General features: G+C 49.4%; 23 protein-coding genes. 1 reads left to right on the top strand and 22 read right to left on the bottom strand.

All coding sequences use genetic code 11. From position 1 onward, the window contains the following. Both AR688_RS08570 and AR688_RS08565 read right to left on the bottom strand, forming a co-directional pair. Positions 1–393 (bottom strand): RidA family protein, encoded by a 393-nt coding sequence (locus AR688_RS08570; RefSeq protein ID WP_068232009.1) that lies wholly within the window; start codon positions 391–393, stop codon positions 1–3. Positions 394–399: 6 nt separating this feature from the next. Then, complete coding sequence (locus AR688_RS08565) at positions 400–1,263, bottom strand: MurR/RpiR family transcriptional regulator (protein ID WP_068232005.1); 864 nt, start codon at positions 1,261–1,263, stop codon at positions 400–402. A 177-nt stretch (positions 1,264–1,440) separates the two neighbouring features. Between AR688_RS08565 and AR688_RS08560 the strand changes: the two genes are divergently transcribed. Further along, entirely contained in the window at positions 1,441–2,664 is a 1,224-nt protein-coding gene (locus AR688_RS08560) for an amino acid deaminase (RefSeq protein ID WP_068232002.1), read from the top strand. A 3-nt stretch (positions 2,665–2,667) separates the two neighbouring features. Here AR688_RS08560 and AR688_RS08555 read toward each other — a convergent pair whose 3' ends face one another. The 20 genes from AR688_RS08555 to pyrD form a co-directional block, all read right to left on the bottom strand. Beyond that, on the bottom strand, positions 2,668–3,411 hold the full coding sequence (locus AR688_RS08555; RefSeq protein WP_068232001.1) for a tyrosine-protein phosphatase: 744 nt from the start codon (positions 3,409–3,411) through the stop codon (positions 2,668–2,670). Positions 3,412–3,431: 20 nt separating this feature from the next. Continuing rightward, positions 3,432–5,594, bottom strand: a complete 2,163-nt coding sequence (locus AR688_RS08550) for a GumC family protein (protein ID WP_068232000.1) — start codon at positions 5,592–5,594, stop codon at positions 3,432–3,434. Between the two features lie 2 nt (positions 5,595–5,596). Next, positions 5,597–6,118, bottom strand: a complete 522-nt coding sequence (locus AR688_RS08545; RefSeq protein WP_068231999.1) for a polysaccharide biosynthesis/export family protein — start codon at positions 6,116–6,118, stop codon at positions 5,597–5,599. 8 nt (positions 6,119–6,126) lie between these two features. Then, a complete protein-coding gene (locus AR688_RS08540) occupies positions 6,127–7,326 on the bottom strand; it encodes an outer membrane beta-barrel protein (protein ID WP_068231996.1) in 1,200 nt (399 codons plus the stop codon). Between the two features lie 11 nt (positions 7,327–7,337). Then, on the bottom strand, positions 7,338–8,735 hold the full coding sequence (locus tag AR688_RS08535; RefSeq protein WP_068231993.1) for an undecaprenyl-phosphate glucose phosphotransferase: 1,398 nt from the start codon (positions 8,733–8,735) through the stop codon (positions 7,338–7,340). A gap of 192 nt (positions 8,736–8,927) precedes the next feature. After that, entirely contained in the window at positions 8,928–10,211 is a 1,284-nt protein-coding gene (locus tag AR688_RS08530; RefSeq protein WP_068231990.1) for a VpsF family polysaccharide biosynthesis protein, read from the bottom strand. A gap of 2 nt (positions 10,212–10,213) precedes the next feature. Next, a complete protein-coding gene (locus AR688_RS08525; RefSeq protein ID WP_068231989.1) occupies positions 10,214–11,650 on the bottom strand; it encodes an oligosaccharide flippase family protein in 1,437 nt (478 codons plus the stop codon). Beyond that, on the bottom strand, positions 11,650–12,699 hold the full coding sequence (locus tag AR688_RS08520; RefSeq protein WP_068231988.1) for an acyltransferase family protein: 1,050 nt from the start codon (positions 12,697–12,699) through the stop codon (positions 11,650–11,652). The genes AR688_RS08525 and AR688_RS08520 overlap by 1 nt, the downstream gene beginning before the upstream one ends. Next, entirely contained in the window at positions 12,692–13,813 is a 1,122-nt protein-coding gene (locus AR688_RS08515; RefSeq protein WP_068231985.1) for an endo-1,4-beta-xylanase, read from the bottom strand. Before AR688_RS08515 ends, AR688_RS08520 begins: the two co-directional genes overlap by 8 nt. Before the next feature lie 39 nt (positions 13,814–13,852). Beyond that, positions 13,853–15,076: a glycosyltransferase family 4 protein gene (locus AR688_RS08510; protein WP_068231982.1), complete on the bottom strand. Its 1,224-nt coding sequence runs from the start codon at positions 15,074–15,076 to the stop codon at positions 13,853–13,855. Positions 15,077–15,090: 14 nt separating this feature from the next. Further along, positions 15,091–16,215, bottom strand: coding sequence for a glycosyltransferase family 4 protein (locus tag AR688_RS08505; RefSeq protein WP_068231979.1), 1,125 nt, complete (start codon positions 16,213–16,215; stop codon positions 15,091–15,093). After that, complete coding sequence (locus AR688_RS08500) at positions 16,212–17,579, bottom strand: phosphomannomutase/phosphoglucomutase (protein WP_068231976.1); 1,368 nt, start codon at positions 17,577–17,579, stop codon at positions 16,212–16,214. The genes AR688_RS08505 and AR688_RS08500 overlap by 4 nt, the downstream gene beginning before the upstream one ends. Positions 17,580–17,583: 4 nt before the next feature. After that, positions 17,584–18,990 (bottom strand): mannose-1-phosphate guanylyltransferase/mannose-6-phosphate isomerase, encoded by a 1,407-nt coding sequence (locus tag AR688_RS08495; RefSeq protein ID WP_068231974.1) that lies wholly within the window; start codon positions 18,988–18,990, stop codon positions 17,584–17,586. 23 nt (positions 18,991–19,013) lie between these two features. Further along, a complete protein-coding gene (locus AR688_RS08490; RefSeq protein ID WP_068231972.1) occupies positions 19,014–20,042 on the bottom strand; it encodes an acyltransferase family protein in 1,029 nt (342 codons plus the stop codon). An 8-nt stretch (positions 20,043–20,050) separates the two neighbouring features. After that, on the bottom strand, positions 20,051–21,106 hold the full coding sequence (locus tag AR688_RS08485) for a glycosyltransferase (protein WP_068231971.1): 1,056 nt from the start codon (positions 21,104–21,106) through the stop codon (positions 20,051–20,053). After that, complete coding sequence (locus tag AR688_RS08480) at positions 21,106–21,894, bottom strand: WecB/TagA/CpsF family glycosyltransferase (RefSeq protein ID WP_068231969.1); 789 nt, start codon at positions 21,892–21,894, stop codon at positions 21,106–21,108. Before AR688_RS08480 ends, AR688_RS08485 begins: the two co-directional genes overlap by 1 nt. Positions 21,895–21,905: 11 nt before the next feature. Beyond that, the gene (galU, locus tag AR688_RS08475) at positions 21,906–22,877 is read right to left on the bottom strand and encodes a UTP--glucose-1-phosphate uridylyltransferase GalU (protein WP_068231965.1); all 972 of its coding nucleotides are present in this window, start codon (positions 22,875–22,877) and stop codon (positions 21,906–21,908) included. Between the two features lie 133 nt (positions 22,878–23,010). Beyond that, positions 23,011–24,216, bottom strand: coding sequence for a class I SAM-dependent methyltransferase (locus AR688_RS08470; protein WP_068231964.1), 1,206 nt, complete (start codon positions 24,214–24,216; stop codon positions 23,011–23,013). A 75-nt stretch (positions 24,217–24,291) separates the two neighbouring features. Next, positions 24,292–24,807: a cell division protein ZapC domain-containing protein gene (locus tag AR688_RS08465; protein WP_068231963.1), complete on the bottom strand. Its 516-nt coding sequence runs from the start codon at positions 24,805–24,807 to the stop codon at positions 24,292–24,294. A 116-nt stretch (positions 24,808–24,923) separates the two neighbouring features. Beyond that, positions 24,924–25,934 (bottom strand): quinone-dependent dihydroorotate dehydrogenase, encoded by a 1,011-nt coding sequence (gene pyrD / locus AR688_RS08460; protein ID WP_068231962.1) that lies wholly within the window; start codon positions 25,932–25,934, stop codon positions 24,924–24,926. Positions 25,935–25,949: the final 15 nt, after the last annotated feature.

Here is a 25,949-nt window from a genome sequence, read left to right as displayed (position 1 = left end):
TCAGGCTCTGTCAGCGCGATAGCATGTCAGATCAACTTCTACTTTGCAGTCAACCACCAAATCGGCCACCGCACAGATCCGTGCCGGTGGCGCCTCGCTGAACACCCGGCGAAATACCTGATTAAAACTGCTGAAATAACGCGCATCAGTAAGGTACACCTTTACATGCACGACATCACAAAGGCTGTAACCCGCCAGTTGCATAATATCCAGGCAATTCTGCAGTGCCAGCTCAGATTGCTCGACAATGCCGCCCTCCACTACCTCGCCATTACGCATCGGTGTCTGCCCCGACACATACAACCAGCCTGCGGCTTCCACCGCTTTGGCAAACGGCAGTTTCTGCCCGCCGGTGCCGGTACTTTCATCAACACCATAACGCTTTATCGTCATTGCTAATTAATCTCCCAGGGGCTGACGGTCATCACCGCCGCGATGGCTGTCGAGTGATAGTTTTACCCGGCGCAATTTGTCACGCGATTTGCGTTTATTCAGCTTGGCCACTTCGGTTGCCAGCACATCAATAATGGCCAGCATGGCATAACGGGATGCGGAGGGTTTGTAGATAAAATCGGTTTCCGGTGCCTGCAAGCCCAGCACAATGTCTGCATTGGCGGCAAGTTGTGAACCAGGCTTGGTAATAGCAATAACTTTGGCGCCATACTGACGGGCAATAGCGGCTGAGTCGATAATCTCACCGGTGTTACCGGTTAACGAAATGGCCACTACTACATCTTGTGGTTCAACAGCCGCCGCTACCATTCGTGTTAATAAGCCATCCTGATAACTGCATACCGGCATACCGAAGCGGAACAAGCGGTATTGCAGCTCCTGTGAACCAATAGACGAGCCACCACCCATACCAATACAAAAGATCATCCGCGCATTTTGTAAATAGCTGACCGCCAGTTTTATATCGGCTTCTACCAATAACTTCCGGCTTAAGTCCAGCGTATTCTTAATGGCTTCATACACGCCCTGAATACCATCCAGATCGGGCGTTTCCTCCACAAAGCGCTGCCCTACCGCTAAGGATTGCGCCAGTTTAACTTTAAGCTGACGTACATCCTTGCAATCCACTGTGCGGGCAAAACGGGTGACCGTGGCCTGACTTACGCCAGCGCTTTCAGATAGCCTGGCAATGCTCATTTCACTGGCAGCTTTCACATTATCCAGTATTACCTGAGCCACCCGCTGCTCAGATTCACTCATTTCGACAAAGCGCTCTGAGATACGTGACAACACATCAATTTCATAACTCATCGTTTTATCCATTTGCTTATGGTGTTACTCAGTAACCTTTGCTAAAGTAACATTTCAACCTTATTTAAAGGTACTTTGTACCAAAGCAACATAAAAGTAAATATCAATATGGCTTTATTACAGTAATTTACCAACATTAAAGCGATATAAACATTAACAAGCCAAGAGCATAATGTTATGAAGTACCAAAATATACAGCAGAAATCTGCAAGCCCACTGGCTGGCCAACAGCAATTAAACTTGTTGCAACAGGATATCTGCCTACCTGCCGTTGTTCTGAAACACAGTGCGCTGCAACATAACCTGCACTGGATGCAGAACTTTGCCGATAGCAGCGAAGTACTACTGGCCCCGCATGGTAAAACCAGCATGACGCCCTGGCTATTTCAGCAGCAACTGGCCGCAGGGGCCTGGGGTATTACCGTGGCAACGTCTTATCAGGCGCAGGTAGCCGTGCAAGCAGGTGCCAGGCGACTGATCCTGGCCAATCAACTGGTAGGTAAAGCGAATATGGCAGTTATTGCCGCACTGCTTGCCAGCGGTAATGAGATTTATGTCTGTATCGACAATATTGATAACGCCAGCGCATTGTCAGCCTTTTTCAGCGCCGAAAACATATGCTTACCAGTGTTAATAGAGTTAGGCGTACCTGGCGGAAGATGCGGTTGCCGCACTAACCAGCAGGCTGTTGAACTGGCACAACAGCTGGCAACGTTGCCGGGGTTAAGCCTGGCAGGTGTAGAGTTTTATGAAGGGGTCATTAAAAGCACGGACACCGCACGCACTGTGCGCCAGTTTGTGCAACAGGCCGCGGCGCTGGCTAAAGCCCTGCTCAGACAACAACTGCTGCAATACCCCAGAGCGCTGATCAGCGGCGCCGGCTCGGTCTGGTATGACATAGTGGCGGCAGAGCTGAAAAAAGCCACCTTACCCGATACCATGCAGATAGTGCTGCGTCCGGGTTGCTATATCAGTCATGATCTTGGTATTTACCAGCAGGCACAACAACAGGTTTTGGCCCGCAGTAATACGGCCTGCCGTTTAGGTGAAAACTTACAAAACGCGCTTGAGCTGGCGGCTTATGTGCAATCGCTGCCAGAGCCGGGGCTGGCGGTGCTGGGGTTTGGTAAACGCGATGCCGCCTTTGACGCCGGCTTGCCCCAGGCCATTGCCATTTACCGTAATGGGCAATTGCTAAGCGATAAACTCAGCCAGTGTGAAACCACCAAAGTAATGGATCAACATGCCTTCTGGTGCTACGACAATACCGTTCAGCCTCAGGTTGGTGACATGGTATTGCTGGGTACTTCACACCCCTGCCTGACATTTGATAAATGGCGTAGCCTGTGGCTGGCAGACGATAACTACAACCTGCTGCAAAGCCTGGAAACCTGTTTTTGATTTTTAATTAAGCAGCATACCGGCGCTAAATACCGGCTCTGCCAGTTGCGCCGGGTTAAGCATGCATAATTGCCGGGCTTGTTCTTCACCCACCAGCTGACAACTGTGCTGGTATGCCTGCTGTAGTTTAGGCGGACGGCGTTTAACAGAGTGAGCATCGCTGGCAATAACATGGTACAGCCCCTGTTTTAGCCATTGCTGCGCTAAGGCTTTAACATCCTGCCCCATATCACCGTCAAGCGCTGCAGCGGTTAACTGAAACAGGCAACCAGCTTTGATAAAAGGCTGAATTTTATCCGGTGCGGCCAGCAAATCGCGGTTTCGCTCCGGGTGTGCCAGCATAACTGTAATATCGTGCCGTGCCAGCCATGCCAAAAGTTTATCGCTCCCTGCCGGAATATGGCTGTGCGGCAACTCCAGTAATAACACCTTATTGCCCTGATAACGGCCAATAAAAGGCATTTGTTGCTGTTCAATCAGTGGCAATATTTCTGCGCCGATCCTAACCTCAGCAGCAGCAGCCAGCGTTATGTCGATACCGGCCATCGTTGCTGCTTGTTGCAGCGCTGCTATGGCTTCGTTTATCGAGGCAGCACTGTTGTTATAACGTCCGGCATGCAGGTGCGGAGTCGCCAGCATATGGCTGATCCCCTGCTGCTGTGCCAGTTGCAGCAAAGCCAGCGCTTCGGCCATATCTTTGGCGCCGTCATCAACGCCGGGTAATATATGGTTATGCAGATCAAACATACAGCCTGCCGACAACGTGTTTATACGCCATAGTTGGCATAATAAGGCTCGGCTTTATTCATTTTCATCTGGTTTAACACTACACCATACACCCTTGCATGTGCCTGATGTAATTGTCCCAGCGTATGTTGCACCAGCGGAATGCGAGTATGATCCGCTTTAACTACCAGCACCACGGCATCAGCGTGCGGTGCTACCAGCAGCGGATCGCTAACCGCCTGCACCGGTGCGGTATCAATAATAATTTTGTCGTAGCGCCCTTTTAACTCAGCCAACAAGCTTTGCAAGCCATTACCAGCCAGTAGCTCCATTGGGTTTAACGGTATGGCGCCAGCTGGCATAACATCGACGCCTTCCTGTACATTTTTAACAATACATTCGTCCAGTGTTGCGGTGCGCGACAATATATTCGCCAAACCACTTTGATACAGTGGTAAATTAAACCGTGATCCCACTGAAGGCTTACGCAAATCGGCATCAATTAACAGCACCCGCTCCAGCGCAGCAAAGGCAAACGCCAGATTGATACTCACGGTGGTTTTACCTTCCTGCGGCTGCGACGAGGTAATTTCAATCACCTGTAAAGGTTTATCCAGTGCCATTAATGATAAGGCAGTACGGATATTGCGCACCGACTCACTGTAACGGCGTTGTTTCGGATCAAAATACGCCAGGCTGCGCTGTTGATCATTTTTCTTTTTATGGCCTTTAGGTAAGTAACCCAACGCACATTGGGCCAGAGCTTGCTCTACGTCTGCAGTATTTTTAATGGTGTCGTTAAACATATCCTGCAATAAAGCGATGATGGCGCCAAGCAATAACGTTGTAATAAAAGTTAGCATCACTATCAGCTTTTTATTCGGCTTAACCGGCTCTGACGGTAATACGGCACGGTCAGTAAAACGGGCGATAGGCGCGTCAAAATCTCCGGTTACTTCAGTTTCTTTTTGCCGGGCGAAAAAGCTGTCAAACAGCAGTTGATTGGTTTCTACTTCACGCTGTAACCGGCGATAATCTGATTCCACCGAGCCCAGGCTGGAGAATGCCGTTTTGGTGCGGCTAAATTGCTGCTCCAGCGAAGACAAACGCCTCGCAGCGCTTTGTGCTTCTTTCTCAATACCTTCAATCAGGCGGTTTATTTGTTGGCGCAGGCTGTTATTTACCGTTAGCAGTTCGGCTTGTACAGCAATCATTTTCGGGTGTTTAGGCCCGTATACCTTATTCAGCTCCGAATACTTACGCTCTACCGCCATAACCTCACGCTTAACGTTTTGTACCGACGGGTGCGAGGTGATCTCTGGCAGGCTTTCCAGGCCCGATACATCATGTTGGTCAAACTGACGCACCAGCGCTAAAAAGCCTTCAGCTTTGGCTTTTTTTGACCGCGCATCGGTCAGCTCTTCATTCAGCCGCTCCAGCTCGCGGGCATCCAGCGCAGTTACGCCTTCTACATCAACCAGATTATGTTGTGCACGAAACGTTTCAAGCCGGGTTTCTGATTGCTCTAAGCGCTCACGCAGCTCACCAATGCGGCCACCCAGCCAGCTACTGGCTTTTTGCGTAATACCTAATCTGGCATCAAGCTGGCTGGCAATATAAGCATCGCCGATAGCATTCGCCACAGCCTGTGCCAGGCGTGGATCAGACGACTGATAACTCAGATTAACCAATTGGGTTTTACGTACCGGATTAATCTGAATGCCGCGGCTAAACTTGTCCAGCCTGCGTTTATGCGTTAAAGCACTGCTGAGCTCACTGTCAACCGGAGCTGCTTTTGGCGGGCTTAACAGCGATTTAATGTAGGCTTTGGCTTTGTTACTCCACGACGGTTTGCCCTGCAGCACAGGATGCCCGGCCAGTGACAGCTCATCAAATACCCGTTCAGCTATAGAGCGTGATTTTAAGATTTCAAACTGCGTCAGGTAGTATTCCTGCTGCGCCGAGTTAAAGCCGTACACTTCTTCAATTTTTATCGCTCTGGCCTGCTGTGCCTCAATAAGCAAGGTGGCAGTAGAGCGGTATATTGGTGTCATATTTTGCGCAATGCTGGCGGCTAAAATTGCGCTACTAACCGCCAGTATTAATATACGCCATTTAAAGCGGCCAATTACGCCAAACAGCTTACTGACATCAACCAGTTGCTCACCGGATGCCAGCGGTTTTTCATTCGAATATACAGCCATAATCAGAAAAATCTCTGTTCGATAGTAATAGTATCACCCGCCAGAATGCGGCTGCTCAGGCTGCCGCTTTCGTGCTGGTTTTTGTTACCTTCACGTGAAATACGGATTTTTTCTCTGGATGCACGCTCTGTCATGCCGCCAGCCAGCGCAATGGCCTGGTTTACCGTCATTCCCGGCTGGTATGGATAGGCGCCGGGCTGTTTTACTTCACCGTGAATATAAAACGGCCGGTACTCCACCATGCCAACAAACACATTAGGTTCAACCAGGTAATCGCCTTTGAGGCCCTGATAAATTAACGTTTCAACCTGTTTGATGCTTTTTCCGCTTAGCTGCAACTTACCCAGAAACGGATAGTTTATTGTGCCGCTGTCGGTTAACCGGGTTTCCAGCTCCAGATCATCCTGCCCATACACTTTAATGACGACGAGATCACCAGGCCCCAGCACGTATTGCTCTTGCGCACTTAACGGCCAGCCAATAAACAAACACAGTAGTACCGCGGCAATAACACGATTTGACATCTTTATCCTCATAACGCGAGCTGCACAGCGAAAAACACTTCATTTTTATCAAATTCAATGTTCGCCACTGAAGAATTGTTACGGTGTAGCCGGATACCGGCATTAAGCAGCAATTGCGGCAACAGCGAGTATTTACCACTTAATTGGTAGCTGGTTAGCCTGTCACGCCGATCAAAGCCGGTATAGTCGTCGTTTGTCCGTTTCACGCCAAGGCTGCTGCTGAACAACGGTTGCCACTGGTGAGTCCAGAACAGGCTGTAATGGGTTTCTTTAACAAAATCACCCTGGGTATCAGGCTCTTTTGACTGACGGCCGGTACTAAGATTAAAACGTGAATAACTTAGCGGCGCCCACTGCACGGCCATTTCCCAAGCCAGGCCAGAGAAATCCTGGCGCTGCGGGTTATCAAACTGGCGGTTCTGGTAGCCCAGCCGCAGCTCTGCGGAAGTTAGCTCACTGGGCTGCCAGCGCGCGCCCAAACGGTAATTCATGGTATCGCTATCCCGGCTGCCACTGATATCGGTATTATCGTACCGGGTATGTAAACGGCTGATTTCGGTGATCAGGCGGGTGTTGGCACCTGTGTTGTAATACAGCTCGGTGCCGAGTTTGATACTGTGGTAAGTACGAAACTGTGTCAGCGCTTCGTAGTTGCGATAATCCTTATCAAAATAGGATGTTGATAGACGAAGCCGGGTGCGGCTGCTTTGGGCGCCATATTCATACGCGCCCTGCACACTTAGCAGGCGTACATCGGCCGGTTCAGTAAGGGCATTACCCTGCCCTTCAGTTATGCCGGTACCTCTGGCCTCGTGTGCTGCAGCGTAACGGCCTTTAATATCAAACCGATGCCGGTCCGATAATTCTACTAACGCCGCTGTACTGAAATTCCAGTCCAGATAGCTATCATCACTGCTGCTAAGATAGCTGCCAGATGCCAATTCCAGTGCAGCCTGATACTCGTTGGGGCCAGATAATAACTGCGCAGTAAGCTTGGGCGTTAACAACGAAATCCAGCTACTGCGCTCAGCTTCGGGCGCATTGGCGATATTGTCATCGTGGCGCAGCTCAAAACGCAGCTCCGGAATAAAATCGATACCAGATTCAGTTCTGATGGCATTGCGTACCAGCTCTTGTGCAGATAAATCTATACTGCTAAACAACAACACCGCCAGCACCGACCGACACAAGATCACATTACAATACATCTGTCTTCCTGTTAGTACGCATTTTTATCAACAAAGCCTTTAAACACCGTTTTAAATACAATACGTACATCAAAAAACAGTGACCAGTTACGGATATAATCCAGATCGTATTTTACCCGCATCTCCATTTTTTCCAGGGTGTCGGTTTCGCCACGCCAGCCGTTGATCTGTGCCCAGCCGGTAATGCCAGGGCGAACTTTGTGGCGCAGCATGTAATACGCCACCTGCTTGCGGTACTCTTCGTTATGCGCCACAGCATGAGGCCTTGGCCCGACAACCGACATTTCGCCCAGCAGCACATTGAAAAACTGCGGCAGCTCATCCAGCGACGTGCGGCGTAAAAAGGCTCCTACAGCAGTAACCCGACTGTCATTGCGTTTGGCCTGGGTTACGGCACCGCCATTTTCCATCACTTTCATTGAGCGGAATTTGTATACGCCAATTCTCTTACCGTCCAGGCCGTAACGGTCCTGACGAAACAATACCGGCCCTTTGGACGTGAGCTTAATGGCTGCGGCAATCATCAGCAGCAGCGGCGAAATAAGTAACAACACAGTACCGCTGAACAACACATCGAAACTGCGCTTGTAAAAGCTCTGAAAACCAAACATGGGTGATTCAAACACACTGATGGTGTCAATACTGCCCACGTTACCGATACGGGCATGCATCAGGTTTTTAAACAGGAAGTCCGGCACTATTAGCACATCAGAAGTGGTGTCTCCCAGGCGGCTGATAATGTCGGCAATGCGTTTTTCCGCCATCATCGGTAAACAGATATAAATTTTAACCAGTTTACCGGTCCGGGCCATTTGTACCGCATCTTCCACACTGCCCAGCAGTGACTCTGTTGGCAGGCCGTCCAGACGCTCTGGCGCGCGATCATCAAAAAAGCCGATACAGTTAAAACCCAGTTCAAAGTGTTGTGCAATTTCATTATGCAGTGCTACGCCAGACGGGGTTAAACCAATAATCGCTACCTGTTGCAGGCTTAAACCGCGCTTACGGCGCCAGGTTTTTATCGCCCTGGCCGACACCCGCCACAACAGCAGTACCACCAGGCCGCCCAGATACCAGCTAACTAATGCCAGACGCGAAAAACTCTCAGCTTCTTTTAACAAAAACAAGCCGGCGACAATTAATAAGAATGACACAGTGTGAATCGTAGCAACGTGCATCAGCATCTGCGAAAACCGGCCCGCCCGCCACGAGCGGTAAAGCTGAACCGATTCTGCCAGATAGGAATATATTGCCAGCGAGACGCTGAGCAATATCAGATAATCTTTATCAAGTGGTATGCCATACAGATGCATACTGGCGAGAAATACGCCGCACAAAATCATCAGATCAATAAAACGGTATACCACTGATGAGCCCGGTTGCTCATAATGTAATATTGAGTTAGTCATCTCTGGTGCTCCGCATTCGCTGTTGTAGAAAGAAAAGTAACACGCCGCTACGGCTGGCAATTCACTTTGCTATTTTTACTAAACTACTGCGTCTGCGCTGCCTGTTACAAACGAACATTTATAACCCATTGGGTTAGAAAAATTCACCCGTAATTAATACTTTATTAATAGATTGGTTCACTTTTGATTCAGTTAAAGCATGCTACTACTTTGGTTTTTAGCAGGTGTTTTGGCGGTCAGATCACAAAACAGCAGCACCGTCATAACTAAGGCAGCACTTAGCATGATGGTTTTACCTGATATGCCGGTGCCAGAGCTCCAGGCGATAAAGGCATACAGCCAGGCAAACAGTAATAACGGCGACAACCGCTGATATAACTGCTGCAGGCAGCAATACAACGCATACAGTAACAACCCCGATAACACTGCACCATAAGTAAGCAGTAACGCAATCCAGCCTATTTCAATGCCATAGCGCGAGCCAAACAACAGCACTTTGCCGGACAAACTGCGATCAATATCTCCCAGCAGCAGGTTAAGCCAGGATGTATCCAGCATCAGTTCAATAGCAATCAGCCGGGTAGACGCACTGCCCTGATCATCTTCCAGCCGGCTAAGCACAGGTTCAAGCAAGCCAATACTGTATGCCAGATAAGACAGCAGCGGCAGCAACACCAGCGACAATAATAAGTACAACAGCGCCCGCTGTGTTAGTACGCGCCGCTGCATACTTTGCAAAGCTTTAAGCAGCAGCAGAAGCACAATAACAATGACCGCCGCCAGAATAGAGCCGCGCCCGCCAAATAACGGTAAAGCCGTTAACAGCAGCAAGGCGGTGACACTTTCGCTTAAGCTCACCCTGGCAAACAGCGCTCTGGCAACATAACAAACCAGATAAAAGCCGCTTAACATAGTGCTGATGAGCGGGTGACCAAGCAAACCGGCAGAGCGGATTTGCCCCCATTCTGAGGTGTCAATCACTTCACCACTGGCGGCATCAGTTAATACCAGAGGCGCAATTAAACCACCGCCGGCATACTCATAAATACCCACCAGCGCATTAGCAGATAACAATACTAACAGCAGCAATTTCAGTTGCTGCAACCGCGCCGGGCTAAGTGCCTTTAACAGCAACACAAATAACGCCGCGCTGACATAACTGACAATGGCCGACGATAACGGCCGGCCCAGCACCACATCGTGCAGCAATAAACACAATGCCGCAGCAAAAAGTAAAAAGTGGCTGCGCACAGTAAACAAATAATACAGTTGCGCCACCCCGCCCTGATACAGCGTCCAGCTGGCCAGCGACAACAGCAGCAGATAAAACGACGGGTGAATTTTATGCAGCGGATTACCGCCTGGCGAATCGTAAAAAATACCGGCCTGATACAATACATTGCCCGACAAACTAAACAGCGCCACTATCGCAAGCAACAGCAGCATAAAACTCAGTGCCGGCATCTGCCTTTGCATGATCAACCAGCCCCTGACTGACGCTGGCGGATAAACCCGGCCACGTCAGCACGAAACAACAACAACATTACGGCAATATAGGATAAGGCCCCAACGCCAATTTTCAGTAGCAACGACATTAGCGGCTGTGCTGCGCCCACTTTTTGCACCAGCAGATACATTACGCCCACCGCCAGCAGCATTTTTATAATACTCAGATAAGGCAGCGTTACACGTTTAGTGAGCAGCAGCCACAAGCCGATAATGGCAATACCCAGAGCCAACGCTACAGTACTGGCCATAGCGCCACCTTTAATACCAATAGCGCTGACTAAAAAGTAACTTAGCACCACAGCGGTAATCGCCATAGCGGCATCGTAGCCCAAAATGGCACCGGTGCGTTTGCGGATAAAAAAGTAATGGTTTAAATAACCGTTTTTAATCGCCTCAATACCCCCGGCCAGCAATGCCCATGGCATAACCAATAAGGCCGCATCAACAAACCGCTGTTCCACCAACAGCGGAATAAGCACCGGCATTACTGCATATAAGCCCACTAAGCCAGGTAACAACACCAGCAGCAACAACAACAGGTTTTGCTGCAGCTGCGCCACAGCAGCCGGCTCACCTTTTTCGTGTACCAGTTTAAACAATAAAGGTAACGCGGCCGGGGTCACCATCATGGTGATCAATGAGGCAATACGCAGGCCAAGGCCAACGCCGACAGCATACAGGCCGGCTTGTTCCAGGCTCATGCTGCTGGCAATAAAGTAACGCGGGTATTGCAGAATAAGCCAGGCAAACAGTGCCGAACCTATCATCGGAAAACCGTAATGTAGCGCCTGCATCACCGTACTGCGGTTAACGGACCAATGGCGCCAACTCACGCTACTGCGCCGGTACGCCAGAATGCTGGCCAGCATTTCGCCCAGCACATAACCCAGCAGCGGATAGACTGGATCAGCGCCAAACTGCTGTAATAACGCTACACCAATAAAAAGCCCGACAAAAGGCCCGACGCTGGTAAGAATGGAATACCGCACAATTTGCTGCTCAAGCGAAGCAATAGCAGCGTTAAAGTTATTGCTGGCCCTGAACATGGCGTAAAGTGCCACTAATACACAGGTAGTTAAGCTGGCTGCCTGGTCAATAAACAGCAACAGATTGGTAAGCGCGGCAATAACCATCAGCACAGATGAAATAGCAATAACACTGCGTGAACTTTGCCAGAATGCCGGCAGATCATTTTGCTGTTTAAAAGTGCCGTACTCGCGCATGGCGTAGTGCATCCACCAATTGACAAACATCGCCATCGCCAGCTCCTGAAACGCTGTGATTAACGTGATATAACCAATTAGCTTTTCATCACCAAAGTACGTCCACAAAATAATGGACAGAAATTGCGACAGCGGCGCCAGCACCTGGGAGGGTAAATATTTAAGCGTATTAGACAACAACATTATCTGGCAGCCTTCACACGAACTACACCGGGTTCAAAACAGTAACGCAATAACACTACCCGACGGATAAACCAGCCTGCAGCAATCGACAACACTATGCTGCCAAGCAAAATTGCCAGCTGCAATAATACCCCGCCCGAACCTGCCAGGCGCTGCAATACTTGCTGCAAAAACACGTGAAAAATAAGAATGTACAGGCTGTAACGGCCGCACAGAATAAAAGCATCGCTTAGCAGTGGCAGCTTACTGAGCAGTAAAGACCATTGCAGCAACATAAAGCAGCCGGTAACAATAATAAATGGCAGCCAAAGCGGCGGCGTATATAAGCGCAGGTTAAAATCAACAGCAGCGTTGAGTGTAAACAGCAGCACAGAAAATAACGCCGTTAACCCTAACAGCAGCAACGGGTTAAAGCGGGCATGAGTAAAGTGCTTCTTCAGCAGATACCCCAGGGCAAAAAAGCCCAGCGACAGCGGTAAAAAATCTATGCCCCACGGCAGGCCACTGCGTAATAACAATGATGCCGATTGCGAAAACTGTGGCTGCAAATAGGCCAGCACCACACCAAAGAGCATTAACCACAACAAAATAAGACTAAACTGCAAACCTCGTTGTAATGCGCCAAAACCGCCGGGGCGCAGCAATAGTGCCGCCGAGGTGTAGAGTAAAAACAAATGCGGTAAAAACCATAGCGGTGTCCAGGCTATGGTCTGACCATTGCCGTACAGTACACCGGCCATATAGGCAGCAAATTCGCCACCTGACAGCCATTGTTTAACGCCTATCGCCGTTAAAACAAAAAAATACGGCGTTAAAAGCGCGATACTTTTTTGTTTGCTGTAATGCAATACATCATGTTGCGAGCTGAAAAACAGCCCGGCCAGCAAAAAGAAAAATGGCATTCTGACCACACCCAATACATCAGCTGCAGCGTGCATATCGGCCAGAGCGCTGTGACCAAATGCTACCAGCACTATGCTCAGGCCTCTGGCCAGTGCAATATGTGGATAATGAGGTTTTGCCACAGCTTTGGCCAACATTTCAGCCATGGCGTGGTATAGCCAGCGTTGTTGCCAGCGCCTGATAAGCTGGTTTGGCACGCATATCGCGGTCAAAAGGTAATACTCTTACCAGCCGTTCCTGCCGGCCCTGATAAAACGAGTATTTGTCACTTAATTGCCAGGTTTGTACCATTTCTACCATAGGGTTTTGCAGCACTTCCTGTAAAAAATCGCGGTAGGTACTGGCAACCTGCTGATCCCGTTGTGCTTCATCATCGACAAAGCTCTGATCATTAACATCAAGCTCAGTAATGTAAACCGGTAGCTGGCGTTGTTGCAGCTGTTCGACTAACTGCAAAAATGCGTCCATATCAAGGTTGCCCGGTGCCAGATGGCATTGCAGACCAATAGCATCAATAGGTGTCCCCTGATCAAGCAATTTGTCCAGCAAGGGTAAAAAGGCCGCCCGGAGCCCGCGGCCCCAATGATCGGCGCGATCAAGCCAGGCTTCATTGAGTACCCGCTTTGCCGCAGGATCGGTACGTGCCGTGACATCAAAAGCCCGTTTTATATAATCCGGCCCCATTGCACGTAACCAGGGCCCTGCGCGCAAGCCAGATTCGCGGTTATGCCCCGGCCACATCGGCTCGTTTACCACATCCCAGGAGTGAAATTGCCCGGCATAGCGGCCAACTACTTCTTCAATATGGCGATCAAGCCAATAGGCTACCCGGCTGTCAGACGCTTGTTTTAGCCAATCCGGGTTCCACTCGTTCCAGATCAGCGTATGGCCCCGCACCGGTATACCTGCTGCACGGGCAAATGCCATTAGCTGATCGGTTTTAGTGAAACTGATCTCATTTTCGCGCCATCTTAAGGTGCCAAATTTAAACTGATAATCTGTCGTCAATACACCGCAGTGGTGTTTAAGCAAACTGCCGTATTGCGGGTCATTAATTGATGCCATATCAAAAGCGCTACCAAATAAGCGCCCGGCGGCACTGGCAATCTGGTTGAGCGAGGGCACCTCTGTGCCTGGCAGTAACGCTGCCATAGAACTGTTGCCTGGCAGCGTTGCGGCGGGCTTAGCCAGAGCAGCGGGCATCGCTGCCGCCACACCAAGCCCAAGCAGGCTCTGTACAAACTGTCTGCGCGATAACATAACACTATTCCTGTAACGGTTTATTTAGCGAATTGGTGCTTAACTTTGGGCAACCAGCCCGGCTGAGCGGCTTTGTAACTGAGCATGCTTATCAAACAGCACTCTCATCTGATTACTGGCTTTATAAGGTGCAACCTTCTGGTTAACCTGCTCTGGCTGGATCTGGCCACTGCGTATACTGTGCCAGGTGGCCAGCATCTGCTGCGCCAGTTGTTGCACCAGTTCAGCTGAGTCATTGTTTTGCTCCAGCAGCACACCGTTAACCGTGTTGTCTATTACCAGTGATAGTTGTGGCAGGTTAACCGAGCATACCGGGCGCCCTGCGCATAATGCTTCGAGCACATAAACCGGCATACCTTCAAATACCGAGGTAACAATGCCCATATGCCAGCCCTGCCACAACTGCGCTACCTGCGCCGAAGTTTTAAAGCCATGACACACAGATAGCGGTTCTATCGCGGCAAACTCGGCAAAGCTTTGTGGCTTAGCAGCACCGACATAATGAAATTCAACCTGGTTGTTGGTTTGCTTTGCTATTTCGGCAATAACCTTAAACATCATGCCCGGGCGTTTAAACGTATCAAGCCGGCCAACAAAGGCAATTTTTAACGGCCCTTCCAGGTTCTGGTAGGCTGTGGGTTTAAATAACTGATCGTCCACGCTTACCGTCATAAAGTCGGTTTTTGTCGCCACTTCCGGGTAATCACGGCGGATACGGTCTGTTTGCTGCTGATTGACCGAATAAACGTGGCGGGCGCTGCGCACGGCATGTTTTTCATTAAATTTATGCAAAAACCAGTAGCGGCTGAGTAAAGAGTCCATCGGTTGATCCGGATTGGCATCACCGTGCGTGGTTAACACATAGTCAAAGCCATATAACCGGCATAGCCAGGCAAACTCGTAACGCTGAATATCAAAGCTGCTTGGCATCTCTTTTGCCAGCGCCTTAATGCGTGAGCTAAAGCGGATAAAATTAACGAAAAACCTTAATGTCGTAGATTGAAACAGTGATTTGGCCGCCGCATTTACCTCGGCTTCATGGCAATGTAATATCGGCATAAACAGAAAACGGCCACCAAACATTTCTACTTCGGCCAGCTCACCCAGTTTGCGTTTACCACTGTCGTCTACCCCGATCAGGACAAGACGCATACCTGCAGGGCAATATTTCAGTAATTGCCGTACATGGGTTTCAATGCCCCCTACTTTGCTGCCAAAAGGGTCTATCGGGTGCACGGAAAAAAAAGTGGTTTTGTAAGTCATAATGGCACCTTAAATTAGTTTAACTGGCTTTGCGCTGCCAGGCTGTCACAAGCGAGCTGCTCAAATACCTGCTCGGTTTGGCGCGCGGCTTTAGGCCAGTTAAAACGCTGCTGATTTTGCAGGGCTTTAACTGACAGCGCACTGAATAGCGCATCATCATGCAACAGCGCATACATGTGTTCAGCCAGAGCGGCAGCATCTTCGGGGGCGAAAAATAACGCACCATCTCCGGCAACTTCACGCAATACCGGAATATCTGCGGCAATAACAGGAGTGCCGTGAGCCTGAGCTTCAACAACCGGCAAACCAAAACCTTCGTAACGGGACGGAAACGCCAAAAACCGCGCACGGCTGTATAATTCGCTAAGCTGACCATCGCTTAAGTATCCCAGCGAAACCGGCGCCGCTCCATGCGGGATTGCTGCCACAAAGCGGGCAAAGTTACCCTGGGTGTCAGCACCGACATGCTTAACGTCAATGTTGCGGCCGCTATGGCGTAATAGCCCAAGCGCCCTCACCAGGGTGTCGGCACCTTTATTCGGCGAGACATTGGCAACAAAAAGGCCAAAACTCTGGCGTTTTTGTACATCACTGTCGATATTTCCCGGTATTGTCAGGCAAGGCCCCTCACCAATGACTACCGTTTTATCGGCAAATTGCGGATAGTAACGCGCGACATCATTACGGGTATTTTGTGACACACAAATGATCTTGCTGGCACTGCGGCACGTCAGCGGATAAAACAACTGCCACCATAAGCGATGGTGCCGCTTGTAAGATGCCGGTGAGACATTGAAATACAGATCATGCGTTACAGTAACTCTGGGCCAGCTGCCGATAAAACCACCCAAGGGGTTGCAGTTAAATTCGGCATCGGCCTGGTGCTGCTTCATCTGCTGCGGCACTAACCAGAGCTGGCGTAACAGATTACGTGGTGTAGATTCAATATAAGGTACCGACACCACTGTTAACCCCGGATTGCGCAGCGCTACCGGCAGACATTCCTCTGACCAGGAGGTAAGCAGCACATACTGATGCTGCTCGGATTTAAGCAACTCGGCCAGTAACGAAAATAAATATTTGCTGATGCCGGAAATACGGTTGGATGGCTCCAGCAAATGATTTATCAGGATTTTCATGACGCCACCAGCAAGGCACTGATTTGCTCAGTGTAATAGCTCATCAGGGCTACATCGGCGCGGCTTTCCACGTTTAAGCGCACTACAGGCTCGGTGTTAGAGCTGCGCAGATTAAAACGCCATTCAGCAAACTCAAGGCTGATACCATCGGTGCGGTCAACCACCAGCGCCCCGGCAATATAATGTTGCAGTACCCGCTCAATAGCGGCTTTGGGATCAGTAAGTGTAAAGTTAATTTCGCCCGATGATGGAAACGCGGCAATACGTTCATTCACTAATTGCGATAACGGCTGTGCTTTAAGGCAAATTAGCTCTGCTACCAGTAACCAGGGGATCATGCCGCTGTCGCAATAAGCAAAATCGCGGAAGTAATGGTGCGCACTCATTTCGCCGCCATACACGGCATCTTCCAGGCGCATCCGCTCTTTAATAAAAGCATGGCCGGTTTTTGACTGGATGGGTTTACCGCCGGCCTGAATGGCCAGATCGATGGTATTCCAGGTTAACCGCGGGTCGTGGATCACACTGGCGCCTGCGTGCTTTTGTAAAAAAGCTTCAGCCAGTAAGCCGACAATATAGTAGCCCTCGATAAACTGGCCGCGTTCATCAAACAAGAAGCAGCGGTCAAAATCGCCGTCCCAGGCAATACCGAAGTCGGCTTTATGCTCCAGCACAGCAGCACGGGTGTCGGCACGGTTTTCTACCAACAGCGGGTTAGGAATACCATTGGGAAACGTCGCATCCGGCTGATGATGTACTTTAATAAAGCTAACAGGCACCTTTAGCCGGGCAAAAGCCTGCTCCAGCGCATCGACAACATGGCCGGCCGCACCGTTACCAGAGTTGGCAACAATGCGCAGCGGTTTAATATTTGCCAAATCGATATAGCCGAGTAAATGTTCAATATAGGCGTCAAGTACCGACTGTTTAGTGTAACTGCCCTTTTTCGCAACCGGCTGAAACTCGCCCTGCTCGGCCAGTTGCTGAATAGCAAACAAACCACTGTCGCCACTAATTGGCCGTGCGCCGCTTTGCACCAGCTTCATGCCGTTATAATCAATAGGGTTATGGCTGGCAGTCACTTCAATACCACCGTCTACCTGTAGATGAAAAGTGGCAAAATACACCTCTTCAGTGCCGGTCATACCGATATCGATAACATCACAACCGGCATCCATCAGGCCTTCAGCCAGTGCCAGTTTCAACTCCTCTGACGTAGCACGCACATCTGCGCCAAGCACAACCTGGCGCGGTTTAAGATAGTCGCCAAAAGCACGGCCAATACGATAAGCCACGTCGTTATTAAGCTGCTCGCCCAGCTTGCCGCGAATATCATAAGCTTTAAAACAGGTTATTTTTTGCATGGGCTTAAGCCCTCCCGTAGCGGTCGGCAAAACGCACAATATCGTCTTCGCCCAGGTAAGAGCCCGACTGCACTTCAATCAGCTCCAGTGGCACTTTGCCGGGATTCTCCAGCGCGTGTACAGCCGTGATGGGGATATAAACTGACTGATTTTCTGTGACAAACTGCTCTTTATCATCAATCGTGACCCGGGCCGTGCCCGATACCACTATCCAGTGTTCAGCGCGGTGATGGTGCATTTGTACCGACAGCTTGGCGCCGGGTTTTACCGTAATACGTTTAACCTGAAAACGCTCGCCATTATCGACAGAGTCATATTTACCCCAGGGCCGGTATACCTCACGGTGGAATACCGCTTCACTGCGACCCGCCTCGGCTAACTGGTTAACAATCTGTTTTACCTGTTGCGCTTTGTCTTTATGCGCCACCAGCACTGCATCTTTGGTGCTGATAACAATTAAGTCTTCAACCCCGATTGCCGCCACCAGCTTGTCTTCACTGTGAATATAAGTGCCATGGCTGTCCAGTGCCAGTACATCGCCGTTTAACACATTATCCTGGGCATCTTTTGCAGACACCTGCCACAGCGCCGCAAAGCCACCGACATCGTTCCAGCCGGCGTCCAGTGGCAATACCACTGCATGCTCTGTGCGCTCCATCACGGCATAATCAATCGAGTCTGCCGGGCAAGCTGCAAAGGCCGCTTTATCAACACGGACAAATTCTAAATCGGGAGTTTGCTCGGCCATCGCTGCTTCACAGGCAGTGTAGATATCCGGGCGGAACTGCTGCAGCTGCTGTAAATACACATCGGCGCGGAACATAAACATGCCGCTGTTCCAGTAATATTCACCGCTTTGCAAATACTGCTCTGCCGTGGATTGATCGGGTTTTTCAACAAAACGTTGCACTGTAAATGCCTGGCCTACCTGCTCGCCACGCTTGATATAACCATAACCGGTTTCGGCACTGGCAGGCACTATACCAAACGTCACCAGTTTGCCATCTTGTGCCAGCGGCAAGGCTTGCTCTGTCGCCTGCTGAAATGCTTTGGTATCGGTAATTACATGATCGGCTGCCAGTACCAGCAGTACCGTATCGGCATTGTTTTGCTGGCGCGCGCGCATAGCCGCCAGGGCAATAGCCGGTGCAGTGTTGCGGCCTACCGGTTCCAGCAGAATATCGGCTTTTTTCAGCCCGAGCTGGCGCACCTGCTCAGCGGCAATAAAGCGATGATCTTCGTTGCAAATAAACAACGGCGAGGCATGCTCAAGCCCCTTTAAGCGCAATACCGTTTGCTGCAACATCGTGTGTTCGCCGGTAAGTGGCAAAAACTGCTTGGGGAAATTACCACGAGACAACGGCCACAAACGGGTTCCTGAGCCTCCAGCCATAATTACAGGTGTAAACATAACAACTCCTTTAACATAATGCGTTACCAACCAATAACCCGTCTGCTGTATGAACCCAGAACTTTTTTTATGCTCCAGGCCAGCAGTAAGGTGGCAGAAAATACTGCCAGGGTGAGAATGTGCCAGTACAAAAAACCAGAAAATGTATTATTTAACAATCTCTTGAAAACAGCTATAACAATTGGATGTAAAAAGAAAATGGCAAAGCTGGCCGATGCAACCAAATCTATCAGCCGGTGGCGCTGCTGCCAGTAGCGCTCAAACAGCAACAGAACCGCTACCGCCTGCATGGTTTTTTCAATCACCTTTAAATCGGCACCGCCATAGGTAAAGAAGTATTTATGCGCATTGTGGGCAATGCCCAGATAAGCGCTCTGATACACCGATAACAGTATAGATGCCAGCAACAAGCACCAAGGCAACCATAAATAGCGTTCACGCAGCAGCGCAAAATGGCGGTTAAACACCATGCCAAACATAAACACCGGCAAAAAATAGACGAAGCTTTGCAGCGGGTTAAGATTATCTTCAGCCCGATGCACAAACATTGCCAGCAGCAGCAACAGCGCAACCATCATCAGTTGTACCCTGCTGGTAAGGTGATAAAACCGGACCAGCAACGGCGAAATAGCAAACACCAGCAAAATAAACGGAATATACCAGTAGCCGGTAAATACGCGGCCGGTTAGCAAATATTTAAAAAACGGCACCAGGTACTGATAATAAAAGCCGTCTCTGCTATCAACAAAGTACCCCGGATACTGCACGACTACCGCAAAGCAGATCACCGGCACCGATAACCACAAATAAGGTGATGCAATATTACGCCACTTTCTGGCGATAAAATCGGCATAGCGGAACGAGGTAACATTAAGATGGGCAAACAAAAAACCACTGATAAAGGCAAAAAAGAACGTGCCGCCTGGTATCATGTACAGATAGACATTTTGCCAGGTTTTATCCGGATACCAGTTTGAGATCCAGAAACAATGGCCAAACACGATCAGGAAAATAGACAACGCCCGAAAATTATTAATACCGTGATAAAACACTGGCGCTCCTACTCTCTGAAAAGCACACTGGCTGCTTGTTTATCTGCAGCGGCTAAAGCATTCCAGCGCTGAATATTTTGCCTGGCAAGCTCGCTTTGTCGCTGTATCTGCGCAGTATCGCTACAAAAGTCAATAATTTGCGTCGCGGCTTGCTCAGCGTCACTAACATCGACCAGCAACCCCGACTCGCCCAGCACTTCTGCAAACACCGGAATTTTTGCTGCCACTACGGCAATGCCGCTGTACTGTAGCTCCAGCAGCGGTAAGCCAAGCCCTTCATCATGAGAGGTAGACAGGTAAAATGTTGCGCTGTCGAGTAGTGTTTTTATCTCTTCGCCTGACAAATAGCCGCGGCAAAATACACCGGCGGTGTTTTGCAGTAAGCTGGCATCCGGGCCCCAGCCCAGCCGGCCAACAATATGCAGCTCAATGCTGTCGCCAAGGCGCTGTTTAAGCGCGTTAAAAATAGCGACAGCAGCAGTGTAGTTTTTGCGTGGCTCTACTGTGCCTAGCATGACAATTTTCAGTTTGCTTAAATCGACACTGTTATAACGCCCGCTATTGTGCGGCAACGCAAAAACGTTACGCACCTGTGGCCGGAACATAATAATGCGCGCATCGCTCTGGCAAAACTGCTGTAAATCCTGTTTGGTTTTTACGGAGTTAACAAAAAAGCTGTTAAGCCGCTTTACCGCAAAAGCAAATGACGGCCGCATATAGTAACGGGCGCGCGGGTTAAGTTCCTGCTCACGGGTTAGTAAAAATACATCGTGAATATAAGGCACCAGGCGTTTTTTTAATAACAATGTAGCCAGAATAGAAGGCGGAAAACCCGGCGTTATGATCAAGCTTTTCGGGTACTTAATTGCCGCATACAAAATACCGAACCACTGCTGAAACAACATGCCGCCAATGCTGCTGGCTTTTAACCGCACAACCTGACAACCACCCAGGGCTTCATCAGAAAACAGCTCTTCGGTAATGCGCTCAATACCCGTGGTTTTGCGCCCCAGATGAGAGCAGTCAATAATCGCGTCTGGCAGAGACATCTCAGGTGCAGACATCAACGGCTCTCCTTCACGGTAAGGCGGTGTTCTGTTAAAGCAATGCGTACAAAGGCCCATGAATCAATTAAATAGCGTTTGGCCAAACGACGCGGATCCGACAATAACCGCCATAGCCATTCCATACTGACACGTTGCACCCACTGCGGGGCCCGTTTTGCTGTACCGGCGAAGAAATCCAGCCCAGCACCAAAACCAAACCCGTACATACCCGAGAGCTGATCGCGGTGGCGTTGCATCCATAACTCAGACTTAGGCGCACCTACGCCAAAAAACAGATGCGTAGTACCCATAGCAGTTATTTTCTCCAGCATCTCGTTGCTATAAACACTGTCTTTTTCAAAACCAAACTTTGGTACCAGCACGCGTTGCTCTGGTGTGCTGTAACCCTGCTGTGCCAGCCAGTGCCGTAAATAATCGGCGGTAGCTTCATTTGCACAAACAAAAAACGGTGCATGCTGGCCCGGTATTAAGGCCGCTAAAATTGCCGGAAACAAATCAGCTCCGGTAATACGACCTGGCGTGGCAATACCAAGGGATTTAAGCAAGCGCACAACCGGAAAGCCATCTGCAGTTACCAGCCAGGCATTAGTACAGGCGTGTTTAAATTCATGATGCCGGCGCATGGTTACCATATGATCGACATTGGTTGTCACCACTAAGCGCAGCGGTTCATGTGACGGCGTTACTTGCCTGAGGCTTTGCACAATCTCGTTTTGTGGCAGCAGGCAAAAACGCAGCCCGGCTACCGGCTGGCTTTTTTTGAGCTGAATGGAGTGTTGCGTCATGGTTGCCACCTTTACACCGTTTTTAACAGTTGCAGGTGTTTTTTGTCTTTATTCAAATCAGCAAAGATACGCTCGATGCTGGCACGCAAAGGTTTGGCGTATAAGTCATGCTGCAGTGCGTATTCCAGATTGGCCTGAATTAACCCCAGCTTGGTGCCGCAATCATGGCTTTTACCGACGATATGATAGGCTTCAATCGTCTCACGCAGGCACAGTTGGTAAATGGCATCGGTCAGCTGAATTTCATCACCGGCACCGGGTGTGATATGCGCCAGTAAATCCCAAATGTGCTCTGACAACACATAACGGCCGGTAATAGCAAAGTTGCTTGGTGCCTCATCAACAGCTGGCTTTTCTACCATATCACTGATCACAGCACTGGTACCGGCACGCAAATTAACGTCTTGCAAATCTACCACACCGTACTGATCGACCATGTTGTGTGGCACTGGCTCTACCATAATCTGGCTGGCACCGGTTTCGCTGTAGCGCGCCATCATCGCCGCCAGGTTATCGACTTTAAGATTACTCTGATGCTGATCAATCAGCACATCCGGCAACAAAATAGCAAAAGGGTTATGCCCCACTACCGGATACGCACACATAATGGCGTTACCCAGCCCCAGCGCAACCGGCTGACGTACTGAAATCAGCGTGACATTTTTTGGCACTATACTGCGTACTTCATCGAGCAGCTGACGCTTTACCCGCTTTTCCAGCGTAGCCTCAAGCTCAAAGCTGGTATCAAAATGGTTTTCAATACTGTTTTTTGATGAATGGGTTACCAGCACTATTTCTGTCATGCCTGCGGCGATCGCTTCTTGCACCACATGCTGAATCAACGGTTTATCCAGCACCGGTAACATTTCTTTCGGAATAGCCTTGGTAGCGGGCAGCATCCGGGTGCCTAAACCGGCTACCGGGATCACCGCTTTGGTGATTTTAGCGCGACGAAGATCTGTGGGTGGTGTGACAGTTTTCATAGCCTGTGTGTCCTGTTTCTGACAGTAACAATTTACTGATTAATGCTTAACAGGGTTAAGCGTTCAGGGCAGACTACAGGCTAGCGAAGTTCGAAGTCAATTTTGTACAGGTGAAGTTTTTGTGATTAACGCGTTATGAAATTTCATCCGTAATATTCAGCAAGCGTTCAAGATAGTGCTGCTCTATACCATAAAATTGTTTTATTTCAGCAACTTGCTTCAGTAGATTTTCGCGGTTGTATTTTTGTTTACTTTTTGTTGCAAGTATCATCTTATTTTTACTGGTATGTTCCAGCGAAACGAACTCAAATACCTTGGTGTTATAGCCGGATGCCTCAAGCAATAAGGCGCGCAGACTGTCTGTTACCATTTCCGCTTCCTGGCCTAAATGTATACCATGTACCAACATGGGGGCCAGCACAGCAGGCATTTTCATTTGCGGGCGGATCTGTTTATGGCAGCATGGCGAGCACATAATAATATCTGCGCCAGTAGCAATGCCCATATGAATGGCGTAATCCGTAGCAATATCACAGGCATGCAACGCTATCATCACGTTAATACCCCGGGCTTTAAAATGCTTGACATCGCCCTGCTCAAAATCGATGCCGTTAAGGCCCAGCTTTGCTGCCGTTTCATTACACAGATCAACCAGATTTTGCCTTAGCTCCACCCCGGTAACTTTGGCATCCAACCCCAGCGTACCGGTAAGATAATCGTGCATAGCAAAGGTTAAATAGGCTTTGCCTGAGCCAAAATCAGCCACGTGCAGCTGTTTTTGTTTACTCAGGCCAGTGTCTTGCACAGCACCGGAGAAAATTTCAATAAACTTGTTAATTTGCTTCCACTTACGCGACATAGCAGGTATCAGTTGCTGCTGTGCGTCGGTAACGCCTAACTGCTGCAAAAACGGCCGTTCCAGTGTCAGATAGCGCTGTTTTTGCCGGTTATGGCTGCTATCCTGCTGCGGTGCAACCGGCGCGGTTAAACGTTTTTGCTGATACAGTACTTTGCCCTTTTTACTGATACTCAGCTGTGCTTCAAGCGCTGCAGTAAATAAATTAGCCGCATAAAACTGTTCACCTAACAGCGTTTTAATTTCAGCAATGGCCTGCTCAGGGCTGAAATTTCGGGTGACATCGTTGGTTTGATATTTATAGGTAAAACTAAGCTGCCATTGCTGTTTCAGCTCTACCGGCCTTATCTGCAACTGTTTTAACGGCTGCGGGCCCTGGTATTTACTCAGTACCAGTTTATGCAGCTGTTTTGCTGCAATAGCACTGCTAAGCTGGGCTAAAAAAGGCTCAAGTTCGGCTGAAGGAGTTTCAATGGCAGACATACGGGGTTCCGCGACAACAAAAATTGCCGCTAGTGTAGTCGGATCTGCACTGAAGAGAAAGAACGCCGCTAAAAATCAGGCGCTGTGACGATAAGGTAACACCACATCCAACGCACTGATACGATTGCGCAGCACACGTATTACCTGCAAACGTGGCAACACTTTACCGGCCAGCGTATTTATTTCACCCAGCAATAAACAGGTTACACAATCAGGTTCAGCAGCCAGCACCAACGCATATTGGTTAGTTAGGCCACGTAGTATTACCACATCCGACTGAACCGCATTGCACTGACTACCCTGCTGAAAATACCAGCTTTTATGCGCTAATTGCTGCAAAAACGGCGCGCACAGTGCGCTCAGGCATAATTCCAGCCGCACGGCTGCTGGCATATCCAGTTGCTGCAAACTCTCATCAATAGCCCAGAAAGTCTCAGCCTCTGCCATAGACAGCGCCTGCTGCTGAGGTTGCTGTATCAGCTGGCTTGCAGTAAAAGGCGAACAAAACTGTGCCTCATCGCTGATATCCAGCAATAAGCGGTCTTTGGATGGACAGTAAGTCCAGAACCAGCGTTCTGATGGCCTGAGCATAGGTTTCCTGTGGTGTATTAAGTCGGTTATTTATCAAACAGTTATAGGAATACACTAAGCTGATCAAGATGTTAAAGACTATTTTGTTCTAACAGAATAAGATCAGCTACTGATCCTTATAAGCTGGTTACGATCTGTTTTAGCAGTTGCGGACCTTTATAAATAAAGCCGGTATAAACCTGCAGCAAATTAGCCCCGGCATTCAGTTTATCCTGCGCTGACTGGGCATCGCTAATACCACCCACGCCAATAATCGGCATAGCTGTACCTACAGCGGCGCGTAACTGGCGCAGCACTTCAGTGCTTTTATCCCTTACCGGTAGCCCACTTAAGCCGCCGGCTTCATCGGCATAACGCTGGCCCTGCACCAGGCTTCTGTCCAGCGTGGTATTGGTAGCAATAACACCGTCCATTTTGCTTCTAAGCAGAGTTTCTGCCACCTGATTTACCGCCACCAGATCCATATCCGGCGCAATTTTTACAAACACCGGCACATATTTATCCTGCTGCGCCTGCAAATCCAGTTGTTCATTTTTTACACTTTGCAATAAATCGTACAGTGCATCGCCAAATTGCAGATCGCGTAAACCCGGCGTGTTGGGTGATGAAATATTTACAGTAATATAGCTGGCATGGGCATACACTTTGCGCATACAGTGCACGTAATCATCTTTACCCTGCTCGTTGGGTGTATCTTTATTTTTGCCGATATTAATGCCAAGCACGCCCTTATAACTGGCTTTTTTTACGTTTTCTACCAGATAGTCGACGCCTTTGTTATTAAACCCCATCCGGTTAATAATGGCTTGTGACTGCGGCAGGCGGAAAATACGTGGCTTATCATTTCCCAGTTGTGGTTTTGGCGTAACGGTACCCACCTCAATAAAACCAAAGCCCATCTGGCCAAAGGCATCGATACATTCAGCATTTTTATCCAGCCCGGCGGCTAAACCCAGCGGGTTATCAAAATGGATACCGGCCACGGTAACCGGCTTTAATGGCAGGGTCTGGCGCCATAACCCGGCAGCTGGCGTATGGGCTAAGTGTTTTAAGCTGCCAAGGGCAAAATTATGTGACCATTCGGCGTCACAGGCGAACATCAATTTCTGTGCTATTGGATAAAACATAAACAGCCTTATAAA

The sequence above is a fragment of the Rheinheimera sp. EpRS3 genome, from assembly GCF_001513785.1.
Classification (GTDB): Bacteria; Pseudomonadota; Gammaproteobacteria; order Enterobacterales; family Alteromonadaceae; genus Alishewanella.
This window is presented reverse-complemented; position numbering and strand designations above follow the sequence as displayed.